We start from the raw sequence: 24,464 nt of genomic DNA on the forward strand, positions 1-24,464 counted from the left end.
GGGCGTCCCGATGCACGGGGCGCCCCCTTCTCGTGTGGCTAACCGAGCGTTCCGGGGGCCCAGACCTCGACGGCGTCGTACGATCCCGTGCCGGTGACCTCCCGGGCAGCGCCCGTGATCACGTCGACGATGTAGGTGTAGTAGCCGTCGTCATCGTCTGAGACGTCGACGAGCACCTCGCGATCGTTGACCCAGCCGTGGACCTCATCGATGTAGGAGTACTTCGGAAGGGCGGCCTCCGTCAGGGTGCGGACCTTTCCGGTGCGTGCGTCGAGCGTGACCAGCCGGTTGTGCCCGTCGCCGCTCGGATGGGCCGGCTCCACGGCGACGGCGAGGACCTTGCCGTCGCCGGACAGCGCCCCACCGCTGTCGAACAGTTCAGGCTCCACGCGCGTGCGGCTCAGCACATGACCGTCCGGCCGCATCCGGACGAGGGTGGTGGTGTGGACGCGGCCGGGCTCGTTCCGCACATCGCCCGTCATCGTGGCGGTGACCGTGCCGTCGTCGGACACGGCCAGGAGATTCAGGTATCGCGGCAGGGCCCAGGACCGGTTCGTGGTGAAGTCGTGCAAACGGGGCCGGGGAGCACCCTCGCCCTGTCCGTAGCCGACGGCCAGCCACCGCCCAGCGGGCGAGAAGTCCAGTTCGGTGTCGAAGTCCACCCGGTCGGCGTCCGAGATGAGGTCGGTGATCTCTGGCGTCGTATCGTCACGGCTGACCATGACCACCGCGTCGGCCGAGGTGTCGTAGTAGGCCAGGCGGGCGCCGTCCGCGCTCATCGCGAACAGCGTCCGGTCGGAACGGGTGTCCGCATCGGGGATCCGCCACTCGTCGAACCCGGTGCTCACCACGCGCCAACTCCTGCAGTCGCCGTAGTCGGCGTACTCGGAATCGTCGGGGTCGCAGTAAGGGCGGTAGGCGTACCGGAACGGGTTGGGGATGCTGTAGTCCAGCACACGAGGCACGTCCTGGCCCTGCTGGTCCTGGGGGTCGCCGCCGTCTCCGAGGGCCTGCAGGCCGGGGCCGGCGCGGCGGGCGCTGTCCTGGATTCCGCCGACCAGGGCGGACATCCCCGCGATGACGCCGACGCCCACGAGCCCCGCCGCCGCGACGCCGGCGATCGTGGCCCGGACGCGTCGCCGCGTGCGACGACGCCGTGCCGTACGGAGGATCTCCCCGGTGACACCGGGGACGTCGACGGCGGGGGTCTCCGCGGCGAGCAGCGCCAGGTGGCGCCGCAACGCCTCGTGCGCCGGGTCCTCGGCCGCCTGGGGTCCCATGAACGGTGTCACGGGTGGCACCGGCTGCGGCGCCGGGTGCGGCCTCGGCCCCGGTGCGGCCGCCGGTGGCGGGTACAGAGGTGTGCCGTGCGGGCCGCTGAGGGGCACCGGAGGCGCCCATGAGGCTCCCGGTGACGCCGGGGCGCTCTGCGGCTCGGGCGGCGCCCAGGACGTGCTGTGGGCCTCAGGCGGCGTCTGGGCCTCGGGCGCCGTCCAGGACGTGCTGTGGGCCTCAGGCGCCGTCCAGGACGTGCTCTGAGGCGGTGGAGGTGCCCACGCCGTGGAAGGAGCGGCGGCCGGAGCCTCCGGAGCGGTGCCTGAAGCCGGAGCGGTGCCTGAAGCCGGAGCGGTACCGGGGGTCGGAGCCGTACCTGACGCCGGAGGAGCATCGAGGGCCGGAGCCGTATCGACGGCGGCCGCGAGGACGGGAAGGCGGCCCTTCAGCTCCGACAGGGCGGCGGCGATCTCGGTCCAGGCCGTCCGGGCGTCCATCTTGCACAGCGCGGCCGCGTGCTCCACGGAAAGTCCCTCGTGGAAGCGCGCCACGATGAGGGCACGGCGACGGGGGGTCAGCGCCCTCATCGCCTCGGACACCTGGAGTGTGAGGCTCCGGCCGTCCGGCCCCTGCGGCCCGGCGTGGAGGCCCGTGCCCACACGCGCCGTGTCACCGCTCGAAGGCCGGTTCAGGATCGGCGGAGCCTTCGGCGGGCGGGTGAGGTAGGCCCCGAACAGCTCCCTCAGCGCGGCCCGGGCGGGGGACGACCACCGCAGGGTGTTCCACCGGTTCCCGACCTTGGTGAGGGCCGCGACGACGAGATGGCGTGCCGCCGTGCCGTCACCGGTGAGCAGGAACGCCGTACGGGTGAGAGCCGGGGCGTGGTCCGCGACGAAGGCGTCGAAGCCGGGGAGGTCCCTGGCGGCCGCCCTCGTCGGAGAACTCGGGAAGGGCCGGGCACCGGGGGGGACATTCACGACTTTCCTCGCTTTCTAGCCGGGAAAGCATATAGCTGATCTTTGCTGCTCAGGCCATGTTTCGCGGCAGATTCCCGAACCGAGCCCTTGATCATCACGTCTAATGAGTCAGGATCAGCAGAAAGAGAGCCGTCGCCATGAAGACCCGTCTCGTCCTCGCAACCATGCCCCTCGCCGGCCTCGTGGCCTGCGGCGGCGCCGCGTCGGGGTCGTCGGCCGCGCCCTCCCTGGCGGGGACGCCGGCCGCGTCAGCCCCCGGTACCCCGACCACGGACGGCCCCGAGCCCGTCACGTCACCCACCCAGGTCACGCCGACCACGCCGACTCCGTCGGTCAAGCCGGTCACGTCGTCCCAACCTGCAGACGCGCCACCGCCGACCTCGACGAAGCCGATCAGTGTGGAACGTTCCCCCGTGCCCCCTCCCATGGTCACCGGAGTCAGGTACGCGCGCCACGCGGCCTTCGACCGCGTCGTCGTCGACCTCGCGGGGGCGAGGACCGGCTACTCGGTCAACTGGGTGCCCAAGCTCGTCCAGGACGGATCGGGAGCCGTCGTCAAGATCAAGGGTGGCGCGTATCTCCAGGTCGCACTGTTCCCCGCCTACGCGCACAACGAGGCCGGCCAGCCGACGTGGAAGGGCCCGCGTGAGGTCGCCGTCAAGTTGCCGAACGTCACCCACGTCGTCAAGACCGGTGACTTCGAAGGCATGGTGGGCGTCGGACTCGTGCTCAAGCACAAGGCCGGATTCCGCGTGATCGAGCAGTCGTCGCCGACCCGCCTCGTGATCGACGTGGCGCACTGACACACTGGACGGCATGGTCAGGAAGATCGATGCGCCGGCGCGTGTCCCCGTGCCCGGCGGCAAGCTGATAGATGAGTACTTCGGCCGCGTCAACAGCGGCGACGACCAGGTGTCCATCGCGCACATGGTGGCGCCCCCCGGCTGGGAGGAGCCGGCGCAGACGCCGGGTTTCGCCGAATACACCGTGGTCCTCAAGGGGTCGGTGATCGTCGAGCACGCCGAGGGCACCACGCTCGTAGAGGCGGGCCAGGCGTTCGCCAGCGACGCGGGGGAGAAGATCCGGTACAGTTCGGGCCCTTCCGGCGCCGAATACGTCGCCATCTGCCTTCCGGCCTTCTCGCCGGAGACGGCCAACCGAGACGACTGATTTCCCGTCATACCCTGCAAGATCGCCTATGCGCGCGAAGGTAGGGTTGCTGGATGAGTGACGGGAGCGAGGAGGGCGCATGAGCCGGCTGCCGACTCTTGAGGAGATCCGCGCGGTCCCCAAGGTGCTGCTGCACGACCACCTGGACGGCGGTCTCCGTCCATCGACGATCGTCGATCTGGCCCGCGACTGCGGCCACACGCTGCCCACCACCGACGTGGACGGGCTCGCGTCCTGGTTCCGTGAGGTCTCCGACGCGGGCTCGCTCGAGCGCTATCTGGAGACCTTCACGCACACCGTCGGGGTCATGCAGTCGCGTGAGGCGCTGGAGAGGGTCGCCGCGGAGTGCGCACAGGACCTGGCCGACGACGGCGTCGTCTACGCCGAGGTCAGGTACGCCCCGGAATTGCACACCTCCGGCGGGCTCAGCCTCGACGAGGTCGTGCAGGCCGTGCTCGAGGGTTTCCGGGTGGGATCGGCGGGCCCGGACGGCCGGCCGAGGATCCGGGTCGGCACGCTGCTCACCGCGATGCGGCACCAGGCGAGGTCGATGGAGATCGCCGAACTGGCCGTGCGCTACCGCGACGTCGGCGTGGTCGGCTTCGACATCGCCGGCGCCGAGGCGGGCTACCCGCCCACACGGCACCTCGACGCGTTCGAGTACCTGCAGCGGGAGAACGCGCACTTCACCATCCACGCGGGTGAGGCCTTCGGGCTGCCTTCGATCTGGCAGGCCATCCAGTGGTGCGGCGCCGACCGCCTGGGGCACGGCGTCCGCATCATCGACGACGTCGCGGTGTCCGGAGACGGCGAGGCCAAGCTCGGCAGGCTGGCCGCGTACGTGCGCGACAAGCGGATCCCCCTCGAGATGTGTCCCGCGTCCAACGTGCAGACGGGGGCCGCCGCATCGATCGCCGAGCACCCGATCGGGCTGCTGCGGCGACTGCACTTCCGCGTCACCGTCAACACCGACAACCGGCTGATGAGCGACACCAGCGTGTCACGGGAGTTCGCCTCACTGGTCGACGCGTTCGGCTACGGCTGGGACGACCTGCAGTGGTTCACGGTCAACGCGATGAAGTCGGCCTTCATCCCCTTCGACGAGCGGCTCGCGCTGATCAACGATGTGATCAAGCCGGGCTTCGCCCAGATGGCGCGGCGCGGGTGAACAAGCAGATCTTCCGGTCGAAGGTGGCCTGGCTGTTCGGCTGGGTCTGGCTGGTGTTCGCCGCCTGGAACGTCTGGGACCTCACCCGCCACGGCTCGATGCCCTCGGCTCTGATCGCGGGAGCGGCGCTGGGCGTCATCACCGCGCTCGTGTTCCTGCTGGCGCTGCGCCCCGCGATCGTGGCCGAGGCGGGAGGCGTCCACATCCGCAACCCGCTCAGGGACGTCTACATCCCCTGGAGCGAGGTCGGCGAGGTGCTGGTCACCCATTCGATCATCATCGAGTCGGGCCACACGACCATCCGCTGCTGGACGCCGCAGGCCACGGCCCGTGAGCGGGCCAAGGCCACCCGGCGGGCCGAGCGAGGCAGGAAGCCCGTCATGGAGGCGAACGTCTCCAAGGGCGAGCAGGCGGCCGCCGAGTTGCTGGCCGGTCGCACGCACGCCGACTGGGTGGCGCTGCAGTTGACGGAGATGAGCGTCTCCCGCGCCGCCGACTCGTCGGGTGAGACGAGGGTGGCCTGGTCGCCGTACTCGCTCGCCGCCGTGGCCGCGGCCGTCGTGCTCGTCGTGGTGACGATCGTCGCAACGATCTGACGCCCCAGGACGGCGGCCTACAGCCCCAGGACGCCGGCTACACGCCCCAGGACGGCGACTACAGTCCCAGAACGGCGACTACAGCCCCAGGACGGCGGCCAGGTCCTTCTTGAGGGCGTCGAGGTCCCGCACGGCTCGAGCCCGCGCGGCGGTCACGCCGCCCTCGGGACCGTCCTCCACGGGGATGACGATCTCCAGATAGCACTTGAGCTTGGGCTCGGTTCCGCTTGGCCGTACGACGACGCGGGCGTCTCCGGAGAGGTGATAGCGGAGTCCGTCGGTCGGCGGCAGGCCGGCCACCCCCTCCGCCAGGTCCTCGGCCGACTTCACCGCGCGGCCCGCCAGTTCGGCGGGCGGTACGGCCCGCAGCCGCGCCATCGCATCGGTGATCAGCGACAGGTCGTCGACCCGGACGGAGAGCTGGGCGGTCGCGTGCAGGCCGTGGCGGCGGGCCTGGTCGTCGAGCAGGTCGGTGAGCGTCCTGCCGTCCCGCTTCGCCTGGGCGGCCAGACCGGCCACGGCGAGCGCGGCCCCGATGCCGTCCTTGTCGTGGACGGGCAGACCCGCGTCCGAGCCGACGCTGTACCCGAGGGCCTCCTCATAGCCGAAGACGAGCCCCGGCCCCGCCTTCATGATCCACTTGAATCCGGTGAGGGTCTCGGCGTACCCCACGCCGCGATCCGCGGCGATCTTCCCGAGCAGCGACGAGGAGACGACGGACGTGGCCACGAGACGGCCGTCGCCCGACGTGCTTCCCAGCACGTGCTCGGCGAGCAGACCGCCCACCTCGTCACCGGTGAGCATGCGGTAGCCGCCCCCGGGCAGCGGAGTGCCGACGGCGCACCGGTCGGCGTCGGGGTCGTTCGCCAGCACGAGGTCGGCGCCGGTCCTGGCGGCCAACTCGAGCGCGAGATCCATCGCGCCCGGCTCCTCCGGGTTGGGGAACGACACCGTGGGGAACTCCGGATCGGGCAGAGCCTGCCGCTCCGCCATCACCGGCGCCTTGAAACCCGCCCTGACCATGGCATCGGAGAGGACCTGCCCGCCCACGCCGTGAAGCGGGGTGTAGGCGATCGACAGCTCGCGGGCCTCCCCGATCGGGAGTGACGTCACCGCGTCGAGGTACGGCTCGACGATGTCCCGGTACCCCAGCGTCGTCCAGCTCTCGCCCAGCGGCAGCCCGTCGACGCGGCCGACCGCGTCGATGGCCCGGGAGATCTCACCGTCGATTGGCGGCACGATCTGCGCCCCGTCGCCCCAGTAGACCTTGTAGCCGTTGTCACGCGGCGGATTGTGCGAGGCGGTGACCATGACGCCCGCGTCCGCGCCGAGATGCCGTACGGCGAAGGCCAGCACCGGCGTCGGCCAGTGGCTCTCCATGACCGACGCCCGCAGGCCCGCACCGGTCAGCACCGCGGCGGTGTCGGCGGCGAAGACGTCCGAGTTGTGCCGGGCGTCGAAGCCGACGACCACGTGCTTGCCCGGCCCCAGCACGCGGGCCAGCCCGGCGGCGGCCCGCATGACGGTGACCCGGTTCATCCGGTTGGGCCCGGCGCCCAATTCACCGCGGAGACCAGCGGTGCCGAACTCCAGTTTGGCCCCGAACCGCTCCGCCAGCTCGGCGTGATCCTCCAGGCGGAGGATCTCCTCAAGCTCCGCCCGGGTGCCGGGATCGGGGTCCTGGGCGAGCCATTCGAGAGCCGGCCGTACGAAGTCGGTGGAGGTCAACGTCGTTCTCCAGTACGCGGGAGCGGGTTACAGCTTGTCGACGACCTTGGCGAGGAGCCCGCCCATGCGGGCCGCGGTCGCGCGGCCCACCTCGAGGACCTCCTCGTGGTTGAGCGGCTCGCCGACCAGGCCGGCGCCCGGGTTGGTGACCAGCGAGACGCCCAGCACGTCGGCGCCGGCCTCGCGCGCGGCGATCGCCTCGAGGACCGTCGACATGCCGATCAGGTCGCCGCCCAGCGTGCGCAACATGCGGATCTCGGCCGGGGTCTCGTAGGTCGGGCCGCGGAACGCCACGTAGACGCCCTCGGCCAGCGACGGGTCCACCTCCCGGGCGAGCTCCCGCAGGCGCGGCGTGTAGACGTCGGTGAGATCGACGAAGGTGGCGCCGGTGATCGGGTTGCTCCCGGTCAGGTTGATGTGGTCGCTGATCAGGACCGGCTCGCCGACGCTCTGCGTCTCGGGCCGGAGCCCGCCCGCCGCGTTGGTCAGCACCACCGTGCGGACTCCGGCGGCGACAGCCGTACGGACTCCGTGGACGACCGGCTCGACGCCCCTGCCCTCGTAGAGGTGCGTGCGGCCGAGGAAGATCAGCGCGTTGAGCCCGGCCGCGGTGCGTACGGCCCGCAAGGTGCCCGCGTGCCCCGCGACGGAGGGGGGCGAGAAGCCGGGCAGCTTGGTCACGGGGAACTCGGCGACGGTCTCACCGATGGCGTCCGCGGCCGGCACCCAGCCGGACCCGAGGACGATGGCCACATCGAAGGACGCGGTGCCGGTGAGATTCCTCAGCGTGGTCGCGGCCTCTGCCGCCAAGCCGTAAGCGTCGTTGGTCACTTTAGTGAGCGTACAGAAGGTACGAAGCGCCCCGACCAGGACACCTCACGATGGCGTCACGGTGCCACACGGCCGGTGACGGCATCAGTCGCCGAGGGACTTGCACGGGCGGGCCCGCAGCGCGCCGACGTAGTCGTCGGGAGCGCCCGCCTTCTCCGCGGCGTCGGCCAGGATGCCGAGATAACGCGCCGAGGGCAGGCCGCCCTCGTAGGAGTCGAGCACATAGGACCAGGCCAGCACATCACCGTCCAGCGTGGCGACGCGGAGCCGTACCTTGCGGTAATAGCCCAGCTCGGTGCCCGTCCACTTGTCGAGCGACCCCTCGTCCCACTCGGGGACGTCATAGAGGACGACGAAGACCTGGTCGTCGGCGTCTTCGACGATCGTGGCGAGCGCGCCCTCCCAGCTGACGTCCTCCCCGCCGAACGTCAGTCGCCAGCCGGAGAGCCAGCCGGTGCCGCGCACGGGCGAGTGCGGAGCACGCTCTGCCATCTGTTTCGGGTCCATGTTGCTGCCATAGGCGGCGTAAACAGGCACGGCACACAAGATTAATCCAAGATCCCGAAAGTTGAACGAAGAGAGCGCCGGGACACCCGGTACGGGGGAGAAATCCACGTAGTCGGGTGGTTACGCGCCCCTCTTCGGGAGGAGGTCGGCGGGATGCGGAAGAATGGACGGCGTGACGAAAATCGTGATCATTGGCGGCGGTCCCGGAGGCTATGAGGCGGCGCTCGTCGCCGCGCAACTGGGAGCACAGGTCACAGTGGTCGAGCGGGAGGGCCCCGGAGGGGCCTGCGTGCTGACCGACTGTGTGCCGTCGAAGACCCTGATCGCCACATCCGTCCGCAAACAGGCGCTGCTCGACGCGTCCTCTCTCGGGGTGTATTTCAGCGGTGGGGAGGACGGCGACGTCGGCGGGGTCACCGCGGACATGCCGCTGGTGAACAGGCGCGTCAAGGAGCTCGCCCAGGCGCAGTCCGGAGACATCGCCGCCCGGCTCGCCGCCGAGGGCGTCGAGGTGGTCAGGGCCGACGGCCGGCTGGTCGATCCCCAGCGGGTGCGAGCCGGCGACCGGACGATCCGGGCGGACGTCGTCATCGTGGCCACCGGGGCCCACCCGCGTGTCCTCCCGGGCGCCGAGCCCGACGGCGAGCGCATCTTGAGCTGGCGGCAGCTGTACGACCTGAAGGAGCTTCCCGAGCACCTCATCGTCGTCGGGTCCGGGGTGACCGGCGCCGAGTTCGCCGGCGCCTACCAGTCGCTCGGCTCCGAGGTGACGCTGGTCTCCTCCCGGGACCGCATGATGCCGAACGAGGACGCCGACGCCGCGGAGGTCCTCGAAGAGGTCTACCGCCGCCGCGGCATGAACGTCATGGGCCGCTCACGGGCCGCGTCGGTCAAGCGCACCGAGGACGGCGTGGTCGTCACGCTGGAAGACGGCAGGACCGCCGAGGGCACCCATTGCCTGATGACCGTCGGCATGATCCCCAACACCGCGGGGATCGGGCTGGAGGACAACGGCGTGCGCCTGGACAAGAACGGCTTCATCGAGGTCGACAAGGTCTCCAGGACGTCGGCGCCGGGCGTCTACGCGGCCGGTGACTGCACCGGCGTGCAGATGCTCGCCTCCGTGGCGGCCATGCAGGGCCGGATCGCCGTCTGGCACGCGCTCGGCGAGGCCGTTCAGCCCATCAGGCTGGCGACGGTCGCCTCCAATATCTTCACCGACCCGGAGATCGCCGCCGTAGGTGTCTCGCAGAAGCAGATCGAGAGCGGCGAGATCGAGGCCAACGTCGTCAAGCTGCCTCTCGCCACCAACGCCAGGGCCAAGATGCAGGGCTTCAACGACGGCTTCGTCAAGTTGTTCTGCCGGCCGAACACGGGCATCGTCCTCGGCGGCGTCGTGGTCGCGCCCAGGGCGTCCGAGCTGATCTTCGCCCTGTCCGTCGCCGTGCAGCACCGGCTGACCGTCGACCAGCTCGCTCACACCTTCGCGGTGTACCCCTCGCTGTCGGGCTCGATCCCCGAGGCGGCCCGGCGTCTCACGTCACCCCTGTCGGTGGACATCTGACACCCGCCTTCTGGCCGCCTCCAGGGTCTGCCGCCCGTGCCGTACGGCCGCGGCGACTCCCTGGAGCTCCTGCGGTGTCTGCGCGATGAGCAGCGACCGCTTGGCGGCCTCGTAGGCGTCGAGAGTCGCCTGCCATTCGGTGCCGGGACCGCTCAACCGGCTGATCTCCATCTCGAAGTCCAGCGCGTCGATCTCCTCGCCGAATCGGGTGACGTCCTCCTCCGCAGCCCGGCGGGCGACCGCGTAGCCCGCGGAGGAGCGTCGCCGGTGCCGGTGGGCGGCCCCCCAGATCATGAGCGTCGCGCCCAGGCCGAGCGTGCTGAGGACGACCAGGACCACGGCGGTGGACGGGCCTTCCCCCGACCCGGTGAGCACACCGGTGATCGGGTTGCCGGCGTCGGCGGGCAGGATGGCGTCGTCGGGGACGTCCTCGGCAGAGCCGCGGGTCCCGGTGAGGTTGAGGTCGTCGGCCTGGACGAAGGTCGCGTCCTTGACGTCGGCGCCCCGCAGATCGGCCCCCTGGAGGTTGGCCTGGGTGAACTGGGCCTTCTCGAGATCGGCGTCCTTGAACACGGCGTACTGCAACTCGGCCTGGTCGAACGTGGCGTCCCGCAACCGGGCTCGGGTGAAATCCGCCGTACGGGCCTTGACCTGGCCGAGCTCGGCGCCCCGGAGATCGGCGTCCTTGAGGTCGGCGTCGGTGAGGTCGGCCTGGGTCAGCACGGTCCTGGTGAGGACGGCCTCGGTCAGGTCGGCATGCGGGAACTCGGCCTGACCGGCCTCCGCGTCGATGAGGACGGCCCCGCGGAAGTCGGCCTGCTTCGCCCGTAACTGGCCGAGATCGGCTTCACTCAGGTCGGCGCCCCGAAGATCGGCGTACTCCACATGGACCTGCGTCAGGTCGGCCTCCTTGAGGGACGCGTCCCGCAGGATGGCCCCGGTGAGGTCCTTCTGGCTCAGGTCCACCTCGTCGAGCTTGGCCTTGGTGAGGTCCGCGCATCGCAGGTCGGCGGGGAGGGGTGCGCCGCCGGTGAAGTCCTTGCCGCGAAGGTGGGGCCCACTGCCGGGCTTGCACGGCCCCGCGGACGCCTGTACGGCCGTCGCCGGGGCGATCGCGAGGAACGCGGCGACGATGAGGGGGATGATGCGACGCAAAGGAGCCTCCTGAACAACCCCCCCGAGTTTTTCCCACCCCGATCTTAACCTCCACCCCCACCCCGCCGTGATCATGCACAGGTTCGGGATCATGTCCTCTGGCCTGCGGATTTCCCGCGCGTGATCATGCACAGGTTCGTGAAAGTAGCCATTGACCAGCGCATTCTCGATGCGTGATCATGCGCGGATGCGGCCGGTGGGTGGCTGACCTGGGTCGTCGTCTTCCGTGATCATGCAGGCGTCCCGGGTTGTGTGCCCGTAGAACGCTTGTGGCCTTGCCCTCCTGGAGCGGAGCGCAAGGCCACAAGGGTCGTACGGCAGGTCATCGTCGTCCGGCTCGTGCATGATCACGCACCATGAATGCGCCGGTCATGCACGTTGATCACGAACCTGTGCATGATCACGGATAAGGAATCCGCTGGTCGCGGACCATGATTCCGAATCCGTGCATGATCACGACTCGGGAATGCACTGGTCGATGCCTGCTTTTGCGAATGTGTGCATGATCACGGGGGGGTTGGGGGGTTACCAGTCGCCGCCGCCGCCGAAGTCTCCTCCGCCGAAGTCGCCGCCACCCCAGTCGCCTCCGCCGCCACCCCAGTCTCCGCCGCCGCCGAAGTCGCCTCCGCCGGCGTCGACGCCGTCCTGGTAACCGGCGTCGTATCCGCCGCCGCCGTAACCGCCGCCCCAGCCGCCGAACGCGCCGCCCAGCATGGTGCCGACGAGCATGCCGGTCAGCAGGTCACCGCCGAAGCCGCCGTAGTAGCCGTAGGCGTAGGGCTGGTAGGCGGGACCGGCGTCCCAGTACGGCCGGCGCTGGCCGTTGACCACGACCTCGCGCATCTGCGGGTCGAAGCCGCGCTCGACCGCCTCGGCGTCCGCGGCGCAGGCCGGAACCTCGCGCATCGCGCCCCCGGGAGGGGACCAGCGCACGTTCTTGACCGAGGGGCCGTGCTGCGGGTTGAAGAAGCACGGCGGAAGCCGCTCGGGGAGCGGCTGGTTGTTCACGCGGGCCTTGACGCACGCGAGGGCGTAGCGGCCGTCCTCCAGGGTGGAGGTCACCGTGCGCAGGTCCTCCGAGCGCTTTACCGCGTCGAGCTCGGTCTTGGACCGCTCGTAGGAGTCGAGCGCCCGCTGCCAGTCGGCCGAGGTCTCGGCCTGCGGAAGCATCTTGACGTCCACGTCGAGGGCGGTGATCTCCTCACCGAACTTGGTGACGTCCTCCTCCACGGTCTGCTTGACCGCGGCGAGTTCGGCGGCCTCGCGCTCCTCGCGCTTGCGCTTCATACGACGGGAGACGACCCACAAACCGGCACCTCCGACGACGGCGATTCCGAGAATGCCCACCAGGATGCCGCTGCCACCGCCGCCACCGGCCGCGCTGCCGCTCTCGCCGGCGCCCCTGACGTCGCCTTCGACGGCCTTGTTCACCCGGTTGACGAAGTCCTCGATGCCGGGGACCAGTTCGCTGTTGTTGCCCGTGGAGAGCCTGGCCAGCTGGCCCGCCGAGACGTTGCGCGGCAGGGCGCTCGAACCGGCGAAGAGGCTGGTGCCGTCGAGAACGATCACCGTGGCGGCCGAACGGCCCGCCGCGTCGAGCTGGGTGCCCAGGGAGGTGATGTACTGACCGGCCTGGGCCGTGGTCACCGTGCCGTCAGGCATCGCGACCGCGTAGATCTTGGACTTGGACTCCTCCAGAGCCTTGCGGATGTCGCCCTGCTGGCCCGACGACAGGGGTGCTCCGCTCTGAACGAAGAGCGGGTCCCCACCTCGCCATCCCGCGAGCACGGTGGCGGGATCGGGCGGGGCCGCGGCGAGGGCGGCCGGGGAGAACGCGAACAACGCCAAGAGACCGACGGCCAGGGCCGCTATCGTGGCCCCCACACGGCTCAGCGGATGATTGATCGTCACGGCTTCAAGCCTCCTTCGCCCTACTGGACGAACGGCAGGGCGCGATAGTTCCTCTCGGCAAAACGGTATCGGCTCCGATGGCGGAGGCGCCTGGAAGTCCTGATGACGACGTTCGCGGGCACCGCATCGCCCCTGGTTTCGGCGTCTCGGCGTGTGACCGCCGAATCAGGTCATCCGGCGATCCGCGGGGGGAGCGACGAATTCACCGACCCCGCATAAGGCTCTTTAACGAAAGAGCGCACAAAAATGGCAAAACGGACTAATTTGCCGGTCGTTCAGGACCCCGGCCGCAGTGCCCGTACAGCCCGGGCCTGGGTGAATGAGGGCTCACGCGTCCTTGATCTCGCAGATGACGGCGCCGGCGGAGACGGTCTGCCCGACGGAGGCGGCCAGGCCGGTGACCGTGCCGGGCTTGTGGGCCTGCAGGGGCTGCTCCATCTTCATCGCCTCGAGCACGACGATCGTGTCGCCCGCCGCCACGGTGTCCCCGTCGGACACGACGACCTTGACGATCGTGCCCTGCATCGGGCTCACCAGCGCGTCCCCGCCCGCCGCGGCCTGCTTGCCGGCGCTCCGGGCGTTCCGCCGCGGCGACGCCTTCGTCGCGGTACGGCCGGCCGTGCCGAGGCCGGAGGGGAGCACGACCTCCAGCCGCTTGCCGCCGACCTCGACCGTGATGCGCTCGCGTCCCGCGGGCTCGCCGCTCTCGACGGGCCCGTCGAAGGGCGGGATGTCGTTGACGAACTCCGTCTCGATCCACCGGGTGTGGATCGAGAAGGGCTCCGTGGTGAAGGCGGGGTCCTCGACGACGGCCCGGTGGAACGGCAGGACGGTGGGCATGCCCTCGATCTCGAACTCGGCCAGCGCCCGGCGCGAGCGCTCCAGCGCCTCGCGGCGAGACGCGCCGGTGACGATCAGCTTGGCGACGAGGGAGTCGAACGACTGCGGAACCGTCATCCCGGTCTCGTAGCCGGAGTCGAGCCGCACGCCCGGCCCGGACGGGGTGCGCATCGCCGTCAGCGTGCCGGGAGCGGGCAGGAATCCGCGACCTGCGTCCTCGGCGTTGATCCGGAACTCGATGGAGTGGCCGCGCAGCACGGGGTCGCCGTAACCGAGGGACCCGCCGTCGGCGATGCGGAACATCTCCCTGACCAGGTCGATCCCCGCCACTTCCTCGGAGACCGGGTGTTCCACCTGCAGTCGTGTGTTGACCTCGAGGAAGGAGATCGTGCCGTCCTGGCCGACCAGGAACTCACACGTGCCGGCTCCGACGTACCCGGCCTCGCGGAGGATCGCCTTCGACGACGAGTAGAGGAGCGCACGCTGCTCGTCGGAGAGGAAGGGCGCCGGCGCCTCCTCGACGAGCTTCTGGTGGCGGCGCTGCAGCGAACAGTCACGGGTGCTCACCACGACCACGTTGCCGTGCGCGTCGGCGAGGCACTGGGTCTCGACGTGCCGCGGACGGTCGAGGTAGCGCTCGACGAAGCACTCTCCACGGCCGAAGGCGGTCACGGCCTCGCGGACGGCGGACTCGTAGAGGTCGGGGATCTCCTCCATCGTCCGCGCGACCTTCAGGCCGCGGCCTCCACCGCCGAACGCCGCCTTGATGGCGACGGGCAGGCCGTGCTGCTCGGCGAAGGCGATGACCTCGTCGACCCCGGAGACGGGGTCGGGGGTGCCGGCGACGAGTGGCGCGCCCACGCGCTGGGCGATGTGACGGGCCTGCACCTTGTCGCCGAGCGCGGTGATCGCGGCGGGCGGCGGGCCGATCCAGATCAGGCCCGCGTCGAGGACGGCCTGGGCGAAGTCGGCGTTCTCGGCCAGGAAGCCGTAGCCGGGATGAACGGCGTCGGCGCCGGTCTGCTTCGCCACGGCGAGGAGCTTGCCGACGTTGAGGTAGGTCTCCGCGGGGGTCTGCCCGCCGAGCGCGTGCGCCTCGTCGGCCACCCGCGCGTGCAGGGCCTCCAGATCCTGGTCGGCGTACACCGCGACGCTGGCGAGCCCCGCGTCCTTGCAGGCACGGGCGATCCGTACGGCGATCTCGCCGCGGTTGGCGATGAGGACCTTCTGCACCGGCGTCTTACCTTCCTCCCAGGCCTGGCGAGCCTCCATGGAGTGTAAGCGGCCACCCGCGTCCCGAGATCCCCGGCCCCGATATAGCGCGTCTGCTCAGATTTCCGGAAATGCCTCGTCTGTCGATCTAACTCGTTATTGTGGTCTCGATTAATCATGAGACAAATGGGACGAAGGGGGTAATTCCAATGGGTGACAAGGTCGGCGGAATCCTGCCGGACATGGACAAGATGGCCCAGGTCTTCCGTACGCAGGGTGACGCCGTGATCTCAGTCCAGAAGGCGCTCGACGCCGAGGCCAAGAAGATCCCGGCCTCCTGGTCCGGCCCCAACGCGCAGAAGTTCCTCGACGCGTGGGAGAGCTACAAGAAGACCTTCGAGAACGTCCAGCAGACTCTGATCGAGGCGCAGGACGGCATCAAGAAGAACCGCGAGGCCATCGCCGCCGCGACCGGTTCCTGAACCACGGGTGGAGGGGGCCCGGCCATTCGGCCGCGGCCCCCTTTCTTTTGCCCTCTCACGCCGGAAGGGCGGGTCGTTTACGTCGCCGACGGCGTGGCCACCTGGATCTGCTCCCAGGCTCCGCCGATCACCAGAAGCCCGCGACCGGCCGGTCCCGCCCCGCTCGCGAGGCTGCGCGGCAGCCGTACGCCGAGAAGGTCGCCCTGGCCGGTCGAGCTGGGCCGCAGGAGCAGCCCGGTGCGGGACTTCTTCATCGCGACGACGGGCCCGCGGTACATCGAGTCGAGGTCGTCGGCGCTGCCCGCCCCGATGACCAGGGAACCCGTGTCGCGCAACTCGCCCACGTGCTCCGTGATCCACTCGGCCAGCTCGCTGTCGCTGCCGAGCAGCTCCAGGTCGTCGATCATCAGCACGTGCCGGCCCGTGCCGATCACCTGCCGCACCTCGTCGACGGACGCCTCGGCCGTGAAGGAGCCCCGCACACCGGGACGGTCGGCGAAGTCGCGCAGCGGGCTGCGCCGGGGCGTGATGAGCACGGCCTCGTACGACTGGTCGAGCAGCCGGCACAACATGGTGCACAGCGCCGTGCTGCGCCCGGTCTTGGGCGGCCCGGCGACCACGATGCCGGGGCCGTGCTCCTCGGCGCGGAAGTAGCGCAGGCCGAGGGTGTCGCCGCCCACGCCGAACACGACGGCGTCCTGCGGCAGTGGGCCTTCCGCGAGCGTGAGGGCCTCCGGCAGGCCGATGAGGGCCGGCAGCGCGTCGACCCGGAACGGCCGTGCGGCGCGGGGGACGTCGCCGGCGCGTGCCCGTGCCGTACGGGCGATCTCGTGCAGCGCGGCGACCTGCGCGGTGCCCGCGGGCTCCTCGGCGAGCAACGCGATCTGCACCTCCCTGATGCCGGTGGAGGCGCGGAAGCCGCGCCCCGGCGGGAGGTGCTCGGGCACGTCCTTCGCCTTGATGCCGACATAGGAGTAGTCGATGGGATCGGTCAGCTTGAGCACGAGCCGGTCGTCGAACTGCGTGGAGATCCGGCCGACCAGCGTCGAGCGGTCACCCGACATGATGATCTTGATGCCCGCTCCCGCGCCCTCCTGCAGGATCTGCAGCCACTTGTCGACCAGCGTGCCGTTGTCGTAGGACTCGAAGGCCGCCATGAAGCCCTCCCACCGGTCGAACAGCACCAGCACGTATGGCAGGGGCACGTCGGAGGCGGCACGCTGCTCGGACACGTCGGCGAAGCCCTGCGCGGCGAGGAGTTGCTGCCTCTGGGAGATCTCGGCCAGCAGCCGGTCGGTCAGGCGGCTGAGCCGTTCGGGGGAGTCACGGCCGACCACCGCACCCGTGTGGGGCAGGCCGACGAGGGGGAGCAGGGCGTTGTTGCCGCAGTCGACGGCGTAGAGGTGCACGTCACGAGGGTCGGTGTGGGTGCCGACCGCCCCGGCGAGCGCCCGCAGGACCGTCGAGCGGCCGCTGCGGCTCGCGCCGCTGATGAGCAGATGTCCCGAGGCCGCGAGGTCGTAGCACTCCGGTGCGCGGTCCTGCTGGGAGGGGATGTCGGCCAGGCCGAACGGCAGCCGGCTCCAGTCCTCCAGCGGCAGCGAGCCGAGCGTGAGTGCCTCGGGCAGCGGCGGAAGCCAGGGGCTGCGCTGCTTGGGCACTCCCACCGCGCGCGCGGTCTGTCCGATCGTGTCCACCAGGACGGCGAGGTCGGTCACCATCGACTCGTCGCCGTCGTCGTCCTTCCTCGCCGGGAGTGGGAGGCCGAGGCGGGTCCAGCCGAGCGGGACCACGTCGATCGGCTCCGCCTTCGCGGGCCCGCTTCCCGGGCGCCGCCCGCCGATCCGCGCGGACTGCACGGCGTGCAGGGACGACGCTCCCGACCGCACGTAGCAGCGACCGGGCGTCGATTTGGAGATCGCCGCCGCGTTGGGCGAGTTGATCACGTCGCTCGACTCGGCGCCGCTGGTCACGCGCAGCGCGATGCGCAGGTTCGTGTTGGCCGCGATGTCCGGGGTGACGACGCCCGCGGGCCGCTGGGTGGCGAGGATCAGATGGACGCCCAGCGAGCGGCCTCGTCTGGCGATGTCGACCAGGCCCACCACGAAGTCGGGCAGTTCCTGAACCATCGCCGCGAACTCGTCGATGACCAGCAGGAGTCTCGGCATCGGCTCCAGTTCGGCCGCCTGGCCGTACTGGGGGGAGGACAGGGCGCGGTCGCGCAGGTCGTTGTAGTCCTCGATGTCCTTGGCGTCGGCGGCGAGCAGGAGATGCTCACGTCGTTTGAGCTCGGCCGCCAGCGATTCCAGCGCCCGGATGGTGAGGTGGCCGTCGAGGTCGCTGACCATGCCGACCGTGTGGGGCAGCTTGGCGCAGTCCTTGAACGCGCTGCCGCCCTTGTAGTCGATCAGGACGAACGTCATCTCGTCCGGCCGGTTGGCCACCGCCAGCGACGCGATGATCGACTGGAGCAGCTCGGACTTACCCGCGCCGGTGGTGCCGGCGACCAGGCCGTGCGGGCCGTCCAGGCGGAGGTCGACGAGGAAGGGTCCGTCCGCGCCCAGCCCGATGGGCACCCTCGTCGTGCGCCCGCGCCGCCAGAAGGACTCGATCTGCTCGGGGCGGGGGTCGGGCATGCCGAGCAGGTCGAGGAGCCGGGCGGAGCCGGGGATGGCCGAGTCGGCGTCCTCCCGGCTGACGTCGCGCACGGCGGCCATCGCGCGGGCCGTGCGGTCGCACCAGCCGAGGGTGACCTGGTCGCCGAGGATCTCCTGCGGGTTGTCGAGTCCGGCGCCGCGGAGCCGTACGAGCCAGGGGCGCTCGATGTCGCAGGCCGCGACGACGGCGCACTCCTCCGGCAGCAGTCGCTGGTCGTCGTCCACGCAGATCGCGTGGACCCCGGCGGTCGGGCCGAGCTGGAGCACCTGGGGCATGCCCGGGAGGCCGCGGAGCACCCGGGCGCCGTCGAGCACCACCAGGATGTTGTACGGCTGGGTGCTCGCGTACCCCTGCGGCGCGTCGCCGAAGCCCGACGCCGAGGCGGCCGCCCTGCGCTCATTGATCTTGTTGACGAGTTCGGTGACCCGGCGGGCCGCCGACTCCTGGTCGGTCCCGACCAGCGCGACGCAGTCCTCCCCGTCGTGCGGGGCGCAGTGCGGCAACCACCGGACCCAGCTCCAGCTGCTCTCCGCCTCGGGATCGGCGGACAACACGACGATGGCGAGGTCCCGGGGGCTGTGCAGGGCCGCCGCCTGGGCGACGAGCCAGCGCGCCAGGGCCCTGGAGGCGGGCCGCGCCCCCGTGACGCCCATCACGCCGAGCCGGGAGAGCGGCACGGTGACCGGTACGGCGTGCGACACGGGGACCTCGGGCAGGCCCTTGTCGTCGCCGAAACCGCGCTCGGGGACGAGCTCGATGTTGGCGGGCTGGTCGGCCAGGCCGACGCGCAGGTTCAGCGTGTCGACGTCGTGGATCCGCCGCTCCCACAACCTCCTGCGCGGGCCGGTCGCCGTGAGCAGCACCTCGGCGGGGTCGGGGCATTCCGCCCTGCGCTCCGCCTGGTCGACACCGGTGAGGCGCTCGAGTTCGGCGCCGAAGGCGGCCTTCTTCTCGCGGAACTCCTTGAGCGCCTGGCTGTGCCGTTTCCTGCCGTAGCGGCGGTCGCTCCACCACTGGCCCACCATGCCCAGCGGGGTCAGCAGGGCCATGAGCAGGAACAGCGGCTGATGGAACAGGATGGCCATGACGATGCCGCCGACGGCGAAGATCATGGTGGAGAACAGCTGCAGCCGGTGGTGGTCGGGCCGCGCCGGTTCCGCGGGGACTTCGAGTCTCCGCGTCCGCGCCGGGCCGACCAGCCGGGGCGGCCGGTTGTAGGCCAGGCCCCCGTCGGGGAGCGGCGTCAGGTGGGCGTCGGGGTTCTCGGGGACCTTGAGGGTGAACGTCGACGCCCCCGCGCGCAGCACCCCGCCGTCAGGCCAGGGGCGGGCCTCGGTCAGCGGCCGCGCGTCCAGGGTCAGTACGGCTCCCGCCACGGGCTCGACCACCGCCTCACCCGCGGACACGTGCACATGGGCCACGGTGTGGGGGATCAGCGGATCGTCGACGTCGATCGCGCCCGCGCCGCCCAGGGCGGCCGTGCCGAACCCGAGCCGGTGGACCTTCCCGGCGGCGGGCCCTCCGGAGACCCGGATCTCGACGATGCCCCTCGGCTCGTCCCGCCGGGTCGCCGCGGCCGCGCCGGAGTCGAGGGTGACCATGTCGCCGTCACGCAGGGCCTGGCCCGCGCGGGCCTGCGGGTCGAGCCGCAGCCCGTTGGCCCACAGGTCCACTCGTGCGGGGATGCGCTCGTCGCCGCCCCAGCGCGGATGCCGCACCACCTCGGCGAGGCGCTGCCCGCGCACGTCCAGCGTCTGCGCGAGGGCCTCGGCGATCCCGCTCACCGTGGCCTGGTCGTCGGCGCTGGCGAGAACGTCCCTGGGGCCGTTGGGGGTGAGCGCCGTAAGAGAGATACGCAACGTCGTTTCCTGAAGTCTCTGATGGTCGGGAGTTGCCCGGCGGGGTCGTCGTCCGAACCGGCCGGTGGTCGGGCCTCGGCTCGCGGGCTAGTGGAGTGCCTGCTTGGCGTCCTCGCGGAGCTTCCCCGCCGAACGGCGCAGGTTCGCCGCGGTGGTGCGGCAGTTCTCCGCCAGGGCGTCGGTCTCGGCCCTGCGGTCCTTGACGGTGCCGGTGAACCGCTCGGCGGCGGGGCCGGTCCAGACCTCGGTGCCCTTGGCCGTCGTGGAGACACGCGCGAAGAACGACTCGAGTTGCGTCGCCCAGCCGTCGAAGCGGCCCGCGAGCTGCTCCTTGGCCTCCGCACGGTTCAACAGCGACGCCCGGCTGGGGCCCTGGTCCTCAGGGGGGATGGGCGACACGGTCAGCCTCCTCGTTGCTTCAGCGCGTCGACGATCGGTTCGAAGTAGAAGCCTTCGATCGCATTGGCCAGCAGCACCTCGTCCGTCTTGCTCAGCGGTGGCTTGCCGGCGTCCACCAGGCGCTGGTTGTAGCGATCGATCTGTTCCTTCGCGAGGGCCTCGGCGAGCGCGCTCGCCTCCCCGTCCTCGTTGCCGTGTTTGAACCAGCCACCGATGACCGGAAGGCCGCTGAACCATCCGCCCTCGTCCTTGTCGAGATCCTTGGTGATCAAATCCTCGAGCTTGCTCATCCCGGGGCCGCCGATCTCGCCGACCGGCTCGAGCACCCGGCCGACGACCGCGTCCACCGGCATGAGCGCGACCTGGACCAGGAGCTTGCGCCTGTCCTCGGCGTTCGTGTCGAGCAGGTGCACGCCGCTGACCATCAACCCGCCCAGGCCCGAGGCCGTCGCCATCGCGAGAGTGAACTTCTCGCGGTCCGCGGGGTCGTTGAGGTTCCCGCCGCCGACATCGAGCGTGTTGAGGTACTTGCGGAACTCCGCCATGACGGAGGCCCGGCCCTCATCGCGCTGGAAGGTTCCCGCGATCAGGGTGGCCAGTTCGTCCTCGCTCAGCTTGCCGTCCCAGGCGCCGCCCGGGTTGAGCGAGGCCAGGTCCTTGTCGTGCCGCCAGGCCTGGAGGCCGGAGATCTCCGGTAGGTACTTCACCAGGTGCTCGGTGAAGATGTGGTTGACCTGCTCGTCCTTGAGGATCACGGGTGGCTTGCCGGAGTGGGCGAAGATGTCCGCCACCTCCTGGAAGACGGTCATGCCCGCGGCCGGGTCGTCCAGCTCCCGTCGCAGGGCGGTCACGAAGACCTTCTTCAGGTCGGGCCGGCCGTTCAGGTCGTTCCAGACGGCCGGGTTCGCGTACACCTTCGTGAGGTTGTAGAACGCGGCGCGCCGCTGGGCGTCGGTGCCCGTGGCGGGATCGAGCACCCCTTCCAGGGTCTTGACCAGCAGCGCCTGAACCTCTGGGGTCGAGTCGTATCTCACCTCCGGCCGCAGGAGCAGTTCGGCGTTCTTCGGGTCCTTCGCGAGGAGTTCCTGGAGCACCGCGGGGTTCTCGGAGAACGCCTGGAGGAACCAGCGCAGGCGCCAGTTGCGTGTGCCGCCGACTCCGTTGACCGTGGCCGCCCACAGCAGGTACTGCCCCGCGTCCAAGAGGAACTGCTTCGACTGGGGGGCGGCGGCGAGCATCGCCGTGATGAGGTCCGGGCCGCCGCTCTCCACGATGAACTTGTGCATGCCCGGCGCGAGTCCGGCCGCGTCGGCCGTGGTGAACGCCTGGATGAACGGGCCCATCTCCTTCTTGAAGTCCTCGAGTTCCGCCGGAGTCAGGCCGACGCCCCGGGGGTCCTTGTTGCGCTCCATCCACTGGAAGAGGACGCCTCGCGCGCCCTCCGGCGTGAGGCCGTTCAGGAATCCGGCGGAGTACTCGGGGTCTCCGGTGGCGTTCGCCGCGCCGAGCGCCTCCATGATCGCGTCCCAGTTGGCGCCCGAGGGGTCCTTGTCGTAGGCGTCCCAGGCACCCTTGAGCTTCGCGCCCGCGTCCGCTCCCGCCTTGCGTGCCTGCTCGGGGTTGTCGAAGGCGAAGGTGGCGGTGCGGTAGCCGTCCTGGGTGCGGGTGTTGCCGGGAACCGAACCGATCGTCTGGACGCGCCAGGTGAGGTCGCGCCGCGAATCGGTCAGGAAGGTGCCGGAACGGTCGAGCACGTCGGCGTGCCTGGCGGTGGACGGATAGTCGGACCCGGCCTCGCTGATCCCATTCGACAGTGCCGATTTGAGCGGGGAGATCTGTTGGAGGACGTCGCCCATGGTGGTGCACAGCTCACGGGCTCCGTCGGGGCGCAGGCCGACGAACTCAGTCACGTGCTCAACCTCCCAGCTTGATCCACCAGAGTTCCGCCTCCTCGGGGGAGCACCTCTCCGGCGTCCTCGCGATCGTCGCGACCAGTTCGTCATCAAGGCGGCCGACAGCGTTGTCGTACATATTGCGCTGGTCAGAAAGGTGGCCGCCCCACTGTTCGGCCGTGGGACTCGTCTACACCCCGCCCTCGGCCATGTTCTTAGTGGGATTATCCAGCTTCGTCCGGAGTTCATCCTGTACTTTGTGGACTCGGGTTAGAAGTCGCGTCAAATGGCTATACAGGGGATTCGTTACTTCCGCCACAGCCGCAGCATAGCCACCTCCACTGGGGTAGAGCAGGCGAGTTGCGAAGTTTGTCCGGTTTGTCAATTTAAGTACTCCCGAGGGCGGGATTGTGGGGGCAAGGGGCTCTATGCGCCATGCGGAAATCTCAACTGCCGGGGCTAGAGATACATACGCGCTCTTGTCTCGCTATTGTCTGTTTTTGTCGCCAGCGTTCTCGGCTGTGGAGTCTTGCTGATGAGGGTCACGGAACAACCGCCGACGCGGAGTCCTGAGGCACAACGTCTGGCCGACCAGACGCCACTGAAGTCGGGCAGGTCCGGACGCGGGCTCCCCATGGCGCCCCGGGATCGTAAGCCCGGGCTCGCGGCTCTGGCCGTCCTGCTGATCGTGGGAGGGGCGCTGCTGACCGTGACGCTGGTCCTGCGCAGCGGTGACCGGGTGTCGGCGATCGAGATCAGCCAGCGGGTCGGCGCGGGGCAGCCCATCCCGATCAGTGCCCTCAAAGAGGTGCAGATCGCCCAGGACGGCCCGGCCTTCGTCTACTGGTCGGCCGCGGAGGAGATGACGCGGTACTTCGCCTCGGTCGACCTCATGCCGGGCACCCTGCTGAACCAGAACATGATCAGCGAGGACTCCGCGGAACTGGTCCCCGGAAAGGCGGTCGTCGGCCTCTCGCTCAAGCCGAACCAGATGCCCCCCAATCTTCAGGCAGGCCAGCGGGTCCAGGTCGTCTACGTGCCCGGCGAGAACGGCGACGGCTCGTCCAGGCTCCTCGCGCGCAGCGCGCTGGTGAACTCGGTGCGCGGCGGGGACAGTGCGACCGGCTCGGCCAACGTCACGGTCTCCGTCGTGGTGAGCGACAGCATCTCTCCGCAGGTCGTGGGGTACGCCGCGAGCGGGCGGATCGCTCTCGCCTACCTGCCCGGGGCCAAGCCCTCGGCGCAATCCGATCCGGCGACTGTTCCCACTCCCCGGACGACGCCGTCCGTCAAGACCACCGGCACGGGATCCACGCAGACGGGTCAGGGCACGCAGCAGGGCAATCAGACGAACCAGAACGGCCAGAACAACCAGCAGTCTCAGACTCCGCGCAACACGGCCCCGGCGAACGGACAGGGCTGACCATGGCGCTCATCGCGTTGGCGGCGGACAAGGGCGCCCCAGGCGTGACGACCGCCGCCACGGCACTCGGCGCCGTGTGGCCGCGTCCCGTCCTCGTGGCGGAGTGCGACGCGGCGGGAGGCGACCTCGTCTACCGGTTGCCCGCGCAGGACGGCTCGGCGCTCGACCCGTCGCGCGGCCTGCTCAGCCTGGGCGCGACCGCCCGTCGTGGTCTTCACCCGCAGCAGATCCACGAGCACACGCAACAACTGGTCGGCGGCCTCGAGGTGCTGGTCGGGGTGCAGGCGAGCGAGCAGGCCGGCGGTCTCGCCTGGTTGTGGGAACCCCTCGGCCAGGCTCTGAGTGCCATGCCCGCCGACGTCCTCGCCGACTGCGGCCGCATCGGATCCAATCCCGAGACGTTGGGCCTGGTCGCGCAGGCGGACATGGTGGTCCTGTTCGCACGACCGACGCTGGAGCAGGTCGCCCACCTGCGCGAACGCGTCATCGTGCTCCAGCGCACGCTCCGCCAACGCAGTCAGAGACCGTCGCAGATCGGTGTCGTGGTCATCGCCGAGCAACGGGAGTACGGCAAGTCGATCGCCGAGGTGCGCCGGGTGATGCAGGAGGCGGGCCTGCCAGACGTGGTGCTGGGCGGGCTGGCCTTCGACCTCAAGGGCGCCGACCTGTTGCGCGGCGAGTGGGGCGGGCGGCTGGACCGCACGCTCCTCATCCGCTCGGCCCGAGAGGTGGCGGGGACCCTCGTCTCGCGCCTGTCGGCCACGGCTCTGGCATCTGAGGCGACCGCATACCCGGGGGAGTGAGCGATGAACGTTGA

18 protein-coding genes are annotated in these 24,464 nt (G+C 70.4%); 8 read left to right on the forward strand and 10 right to left on the reverse strand.

What is annotated here, in order from left to right; genetic code table 11:
- Window positions 1-38: 38 nt before the first annotated feature.
- On the reverse strand, window positions 39-2,252 hold the full coding sequence (locus Psi02_RS18140) for a hypothetical protein (protein ID WP_203975537.1): 2,214 nt from the start codon (window positions 2,250-2,252) through the stop codon (window positions 39-41).
- Between the two features lie 137 nt (window positions 2,253-2,389).
- Between Psi02_RS18140 and Psi02_RS18145 the strand changes: the two genes are divergently transcribed.
- From Psi02_RS18145 to Psi02_RS18160, 4 genes are all read left to right on the forward strand, one after another.
- Window positions 2,390-3,055 (forward strand): AMIN-like domain-containing (lipo)protein, encoded by a 666-nt coding sequence (locus Psi02_RS18145; RefSeq protein ID WP_203975539.1) that lies wholly within the window; start codon window positions 2,390-2,392, stop codon window positions 3,053-3,055.
- 13 nt (window positions 3,056-3,068) lie between these two features.
- A complete protein-coding gene (locus Psi02_RS18150) occupies window positions 3,069-3,422 on the forward strand; it encodes a cupin domain-containing protein (RefSeq protein ID WP_203953554.1) in 354 nt (117 codons plus the stop codon).
- Between the two features lie 79 nt (window positions 3,423-3,501).
- The gene (locus tag Psi02_RS18155) at window positions 3,502-4,590 is read left to right on the forward strand and encodes an adenosine deaminase (RefSeq protein ID WP_203975540.1); all 1,089 of its coding nucleotides are present in this window, start codon (window positions 3,502-3,504) and stop codon (window positions 4,588-4,590) included.
- Window positions 4,587-5,186, forward strand: coding sequence for a PH domain-containing protein (locus Psi02_RS18160; RefSeq protein ID WP_203975542.1), 600 nt, complete (start codon window positions 4,587-4,589; stop codon window positions 5,184-5,186). The genes Psi02_RS18155 and Psi02_RS18160 overlap by 4 nt, the downstream gene beginning before the upstream one ends.
- Window positions 5,187-5,264: 78 nt before the next feature.
- On the opposite strand, the gene Psi02_RS18165 is transcribed toward Psi02_RS18160, so the two are convergent.
- The 3 genes from Psi02_RS18165 to Psi02_RS18175 form a co-directional block, all read right to left on the reverse strand.
- The gene (locus Psi02_RS18165; RefSeq protein ID WP_203975544.1) at window positions 5,265-6,914 is read right to left on the reverse strand and encodes a phospho-sugar mutase; all 1,650 of its coding nucleotides are present in this window, start codon (window positions 6,912-6,914) and stop codon (window positions 5,265-5,267) included.
- A gap of 27 nt (window positions 6,915-6,941) precedes the next feature.
- Window positions 6,942-7,745, reverse strand: a complete 804-nt coding sequence (locus Psi02_RS18170; protein ID WP_203975546.1) for a purine-nucleoside phosphorylase — start codon at window positions 7,743-7,745, stop codon at window positions 6,942-6,944.
- An 84-nt stretch (window positions 7,746-7,829) separates the two neighbouring features.
- Window positions 7,830-8,282, reverse strand: a complete 453-nt coding sequence (locus Psi02_RS18175) for a gamma-glutamylcyclotransferase family protein (protein WP_203953559.1) — start codon at window positions 8,280-8,282, stop codon at window positions 7,830-7,832.
- A gap of 142 nt (window positions 8,283-8,424) precedes the next feature.
- On the opposite strand from Psi02_RS18175, the gene Psi02_RS18180 reads away from it, so the two are divergent.
- Window positions 8,425-9,816, forward strand: coding sequence for an NAD(P)H-quinone dehydrogenase (locus Psi02_RS18180; protein WP_203953560.1), 1,392 nt, complete (start codon window positions 8,425-8,427; stop codon window positions 9,814-9,816).
- Here Psi02_RS18180 and Psi02_RS18185 read toward each other — a convergent pair.
- The 3 genes from Psi02_RS18185 to Psi02_RS18195 form a co-directional block, all read right to left on the reverse strand.
- The gene (locus Psi02_RS18185) at window positions 9,793-10,971 is read right to left on the reverse strand and encodes a pentapeptide repeat-containing protein (RefSeq protein ID WP_203975548.1); all 1,179 of its coding nucleotides are present in this window, start codon (window positions 10,969-10,971) and stop codon (window positions 9,793-9,795) included. The genes Psi02_RS18180 and Psi02_RS18185 overlap by 24 nt on opposite strands.
- A gap of 525 nt (window positions 10,972-11,496) precedes the next feature.
- Window positions 11,497-12,882: a hypothetical protein gene (locus tag Psi02_RS18190; protein ID WP_203975550.1), complete on the reverse strand. Its 1,386-nt coding sequence runs from the start codon at window positions 12,880-12,882 to the stop codon at window positions 11,497-11,499.
- 327 nt (window positions 12,883-13,209) lie between these two features.
- A complete protein-coding gene (locus Psi02_RS18195; RefSeq protein WP_203975593.1) occupies window positions 13,210-14,955 on the reverse strand; it encodes an acetyl/propionyl/methylcrotonyl-CoA carboxylase subunit alpha in 1,746 nt (581 codons plus the stop codon).
- Between the two features lie 188 nt (window positions 14,956-15,143).
- On the opposite strand from Psi02_RS18195, the gene Psi02_RS18200 reads away from it, so the two are divergent.
- Window positions 15,144-15,416, forward strand: a complete 273-nt coding sequence (locus tag Psi02_RS18200; protein WP_203975551.1) for a WXG100 family type VII secretion target — start codon at window positions 15,144-15,146, stop codon at window positions 15,414-15,416.
- A gap of 77 nt (window positions 15,417-15,493) precedes the next feature.
- On the opposite strand, the gene Psi02_RS18205 is transcribed toward Psi02_RS18200, so the two are convergent.
- The 3 genes from Psi02_RS18205 to Psi02_RS18215 all read right to left on the reverse strand — a co-directional run bounded on the left by Psi02_RS18205 (window position 15,494) and on the right by Psi02_RS18215 (window position 22,242).
- Window positions 15,494-19,933, reverse strand: coding sequence for an FtsK/SpoIIIE domain-containing protein (locus Psi02_RS18205; RefSeq protein WP_203975554.1), 4,440 nt, complete (start codon window positions 19,931-19,933; stop codon window positions 15,494-15,496).
- A gap of 87 nt (window positions 19,934-20,020) precedes the next feature.
- Entirely contained in the window at window positions 20,021-20,332 is a 312-nt protein-coding gene (locus tag Psi02_RS18210; protein WP_203975556.1) for a hypothetical protein, read from the reverse strand.
- A gap of 2 nt (window positions 20,333-20,334) precedes the next feature.
- Window positions 20,335-22,242 carry a hypothetical protein gene (locus tag Psi02_RS18215; RefSeq protein WP_203975558.1) on the reverse strand — a complete coding sequence of 636 codons (1,908 nt, stop codon included), beginning with the start codon at window positions 22,240-22,242 and terminating at the stop codon, window positions 20,335-20,337.
- A gap of 517 nt (window positions 22,243-22,759) precedes the next feature.
- On the opposite strand from Psi02_RS18215, the gene Psi02_RS18220 reads away from it, so the two are divergent.
- Both Psi02_RS18220 and Psi02_RS18225 read left to right on the forward strand, forming a co-directional pair.
- On the forward strand, window positions 22,760-23,647 hold the full coding sequence (locus Psi02_RS18220) for a hypothetical protein (protein ID WP_203975560.1): 888 nt from the start codon (window positions 22,760-22,762) through the stop codon (window positions 23,645-23,647).
- A gap of 2 nt (window positions 23,648-23,649) precedes the next feature.
- Window positions 23,650-24,450 (forward strand): hypothetical protein, encoded by an 801-nt coding sequence (locus Psi02_RS18225; protein ID WP_203975562.1) that lies wholly within the window; start codon window positions 23,650-23,652, stop codon window positions 24,448-24,450.
- Window positions 24,451-24,464 lie beyond the last annotated feature (14 nt).

The organism is Planotetraspora silvatica, from assembly GCF_016863315.1.
GTDB classification, from domain to species: domain Bacteria; phylum Actinomycetota; class Actinomycetes; order Streptosporangiales; family Streptosporangiaceae; genus Planotetraspora; species Planotetraspora silvatica.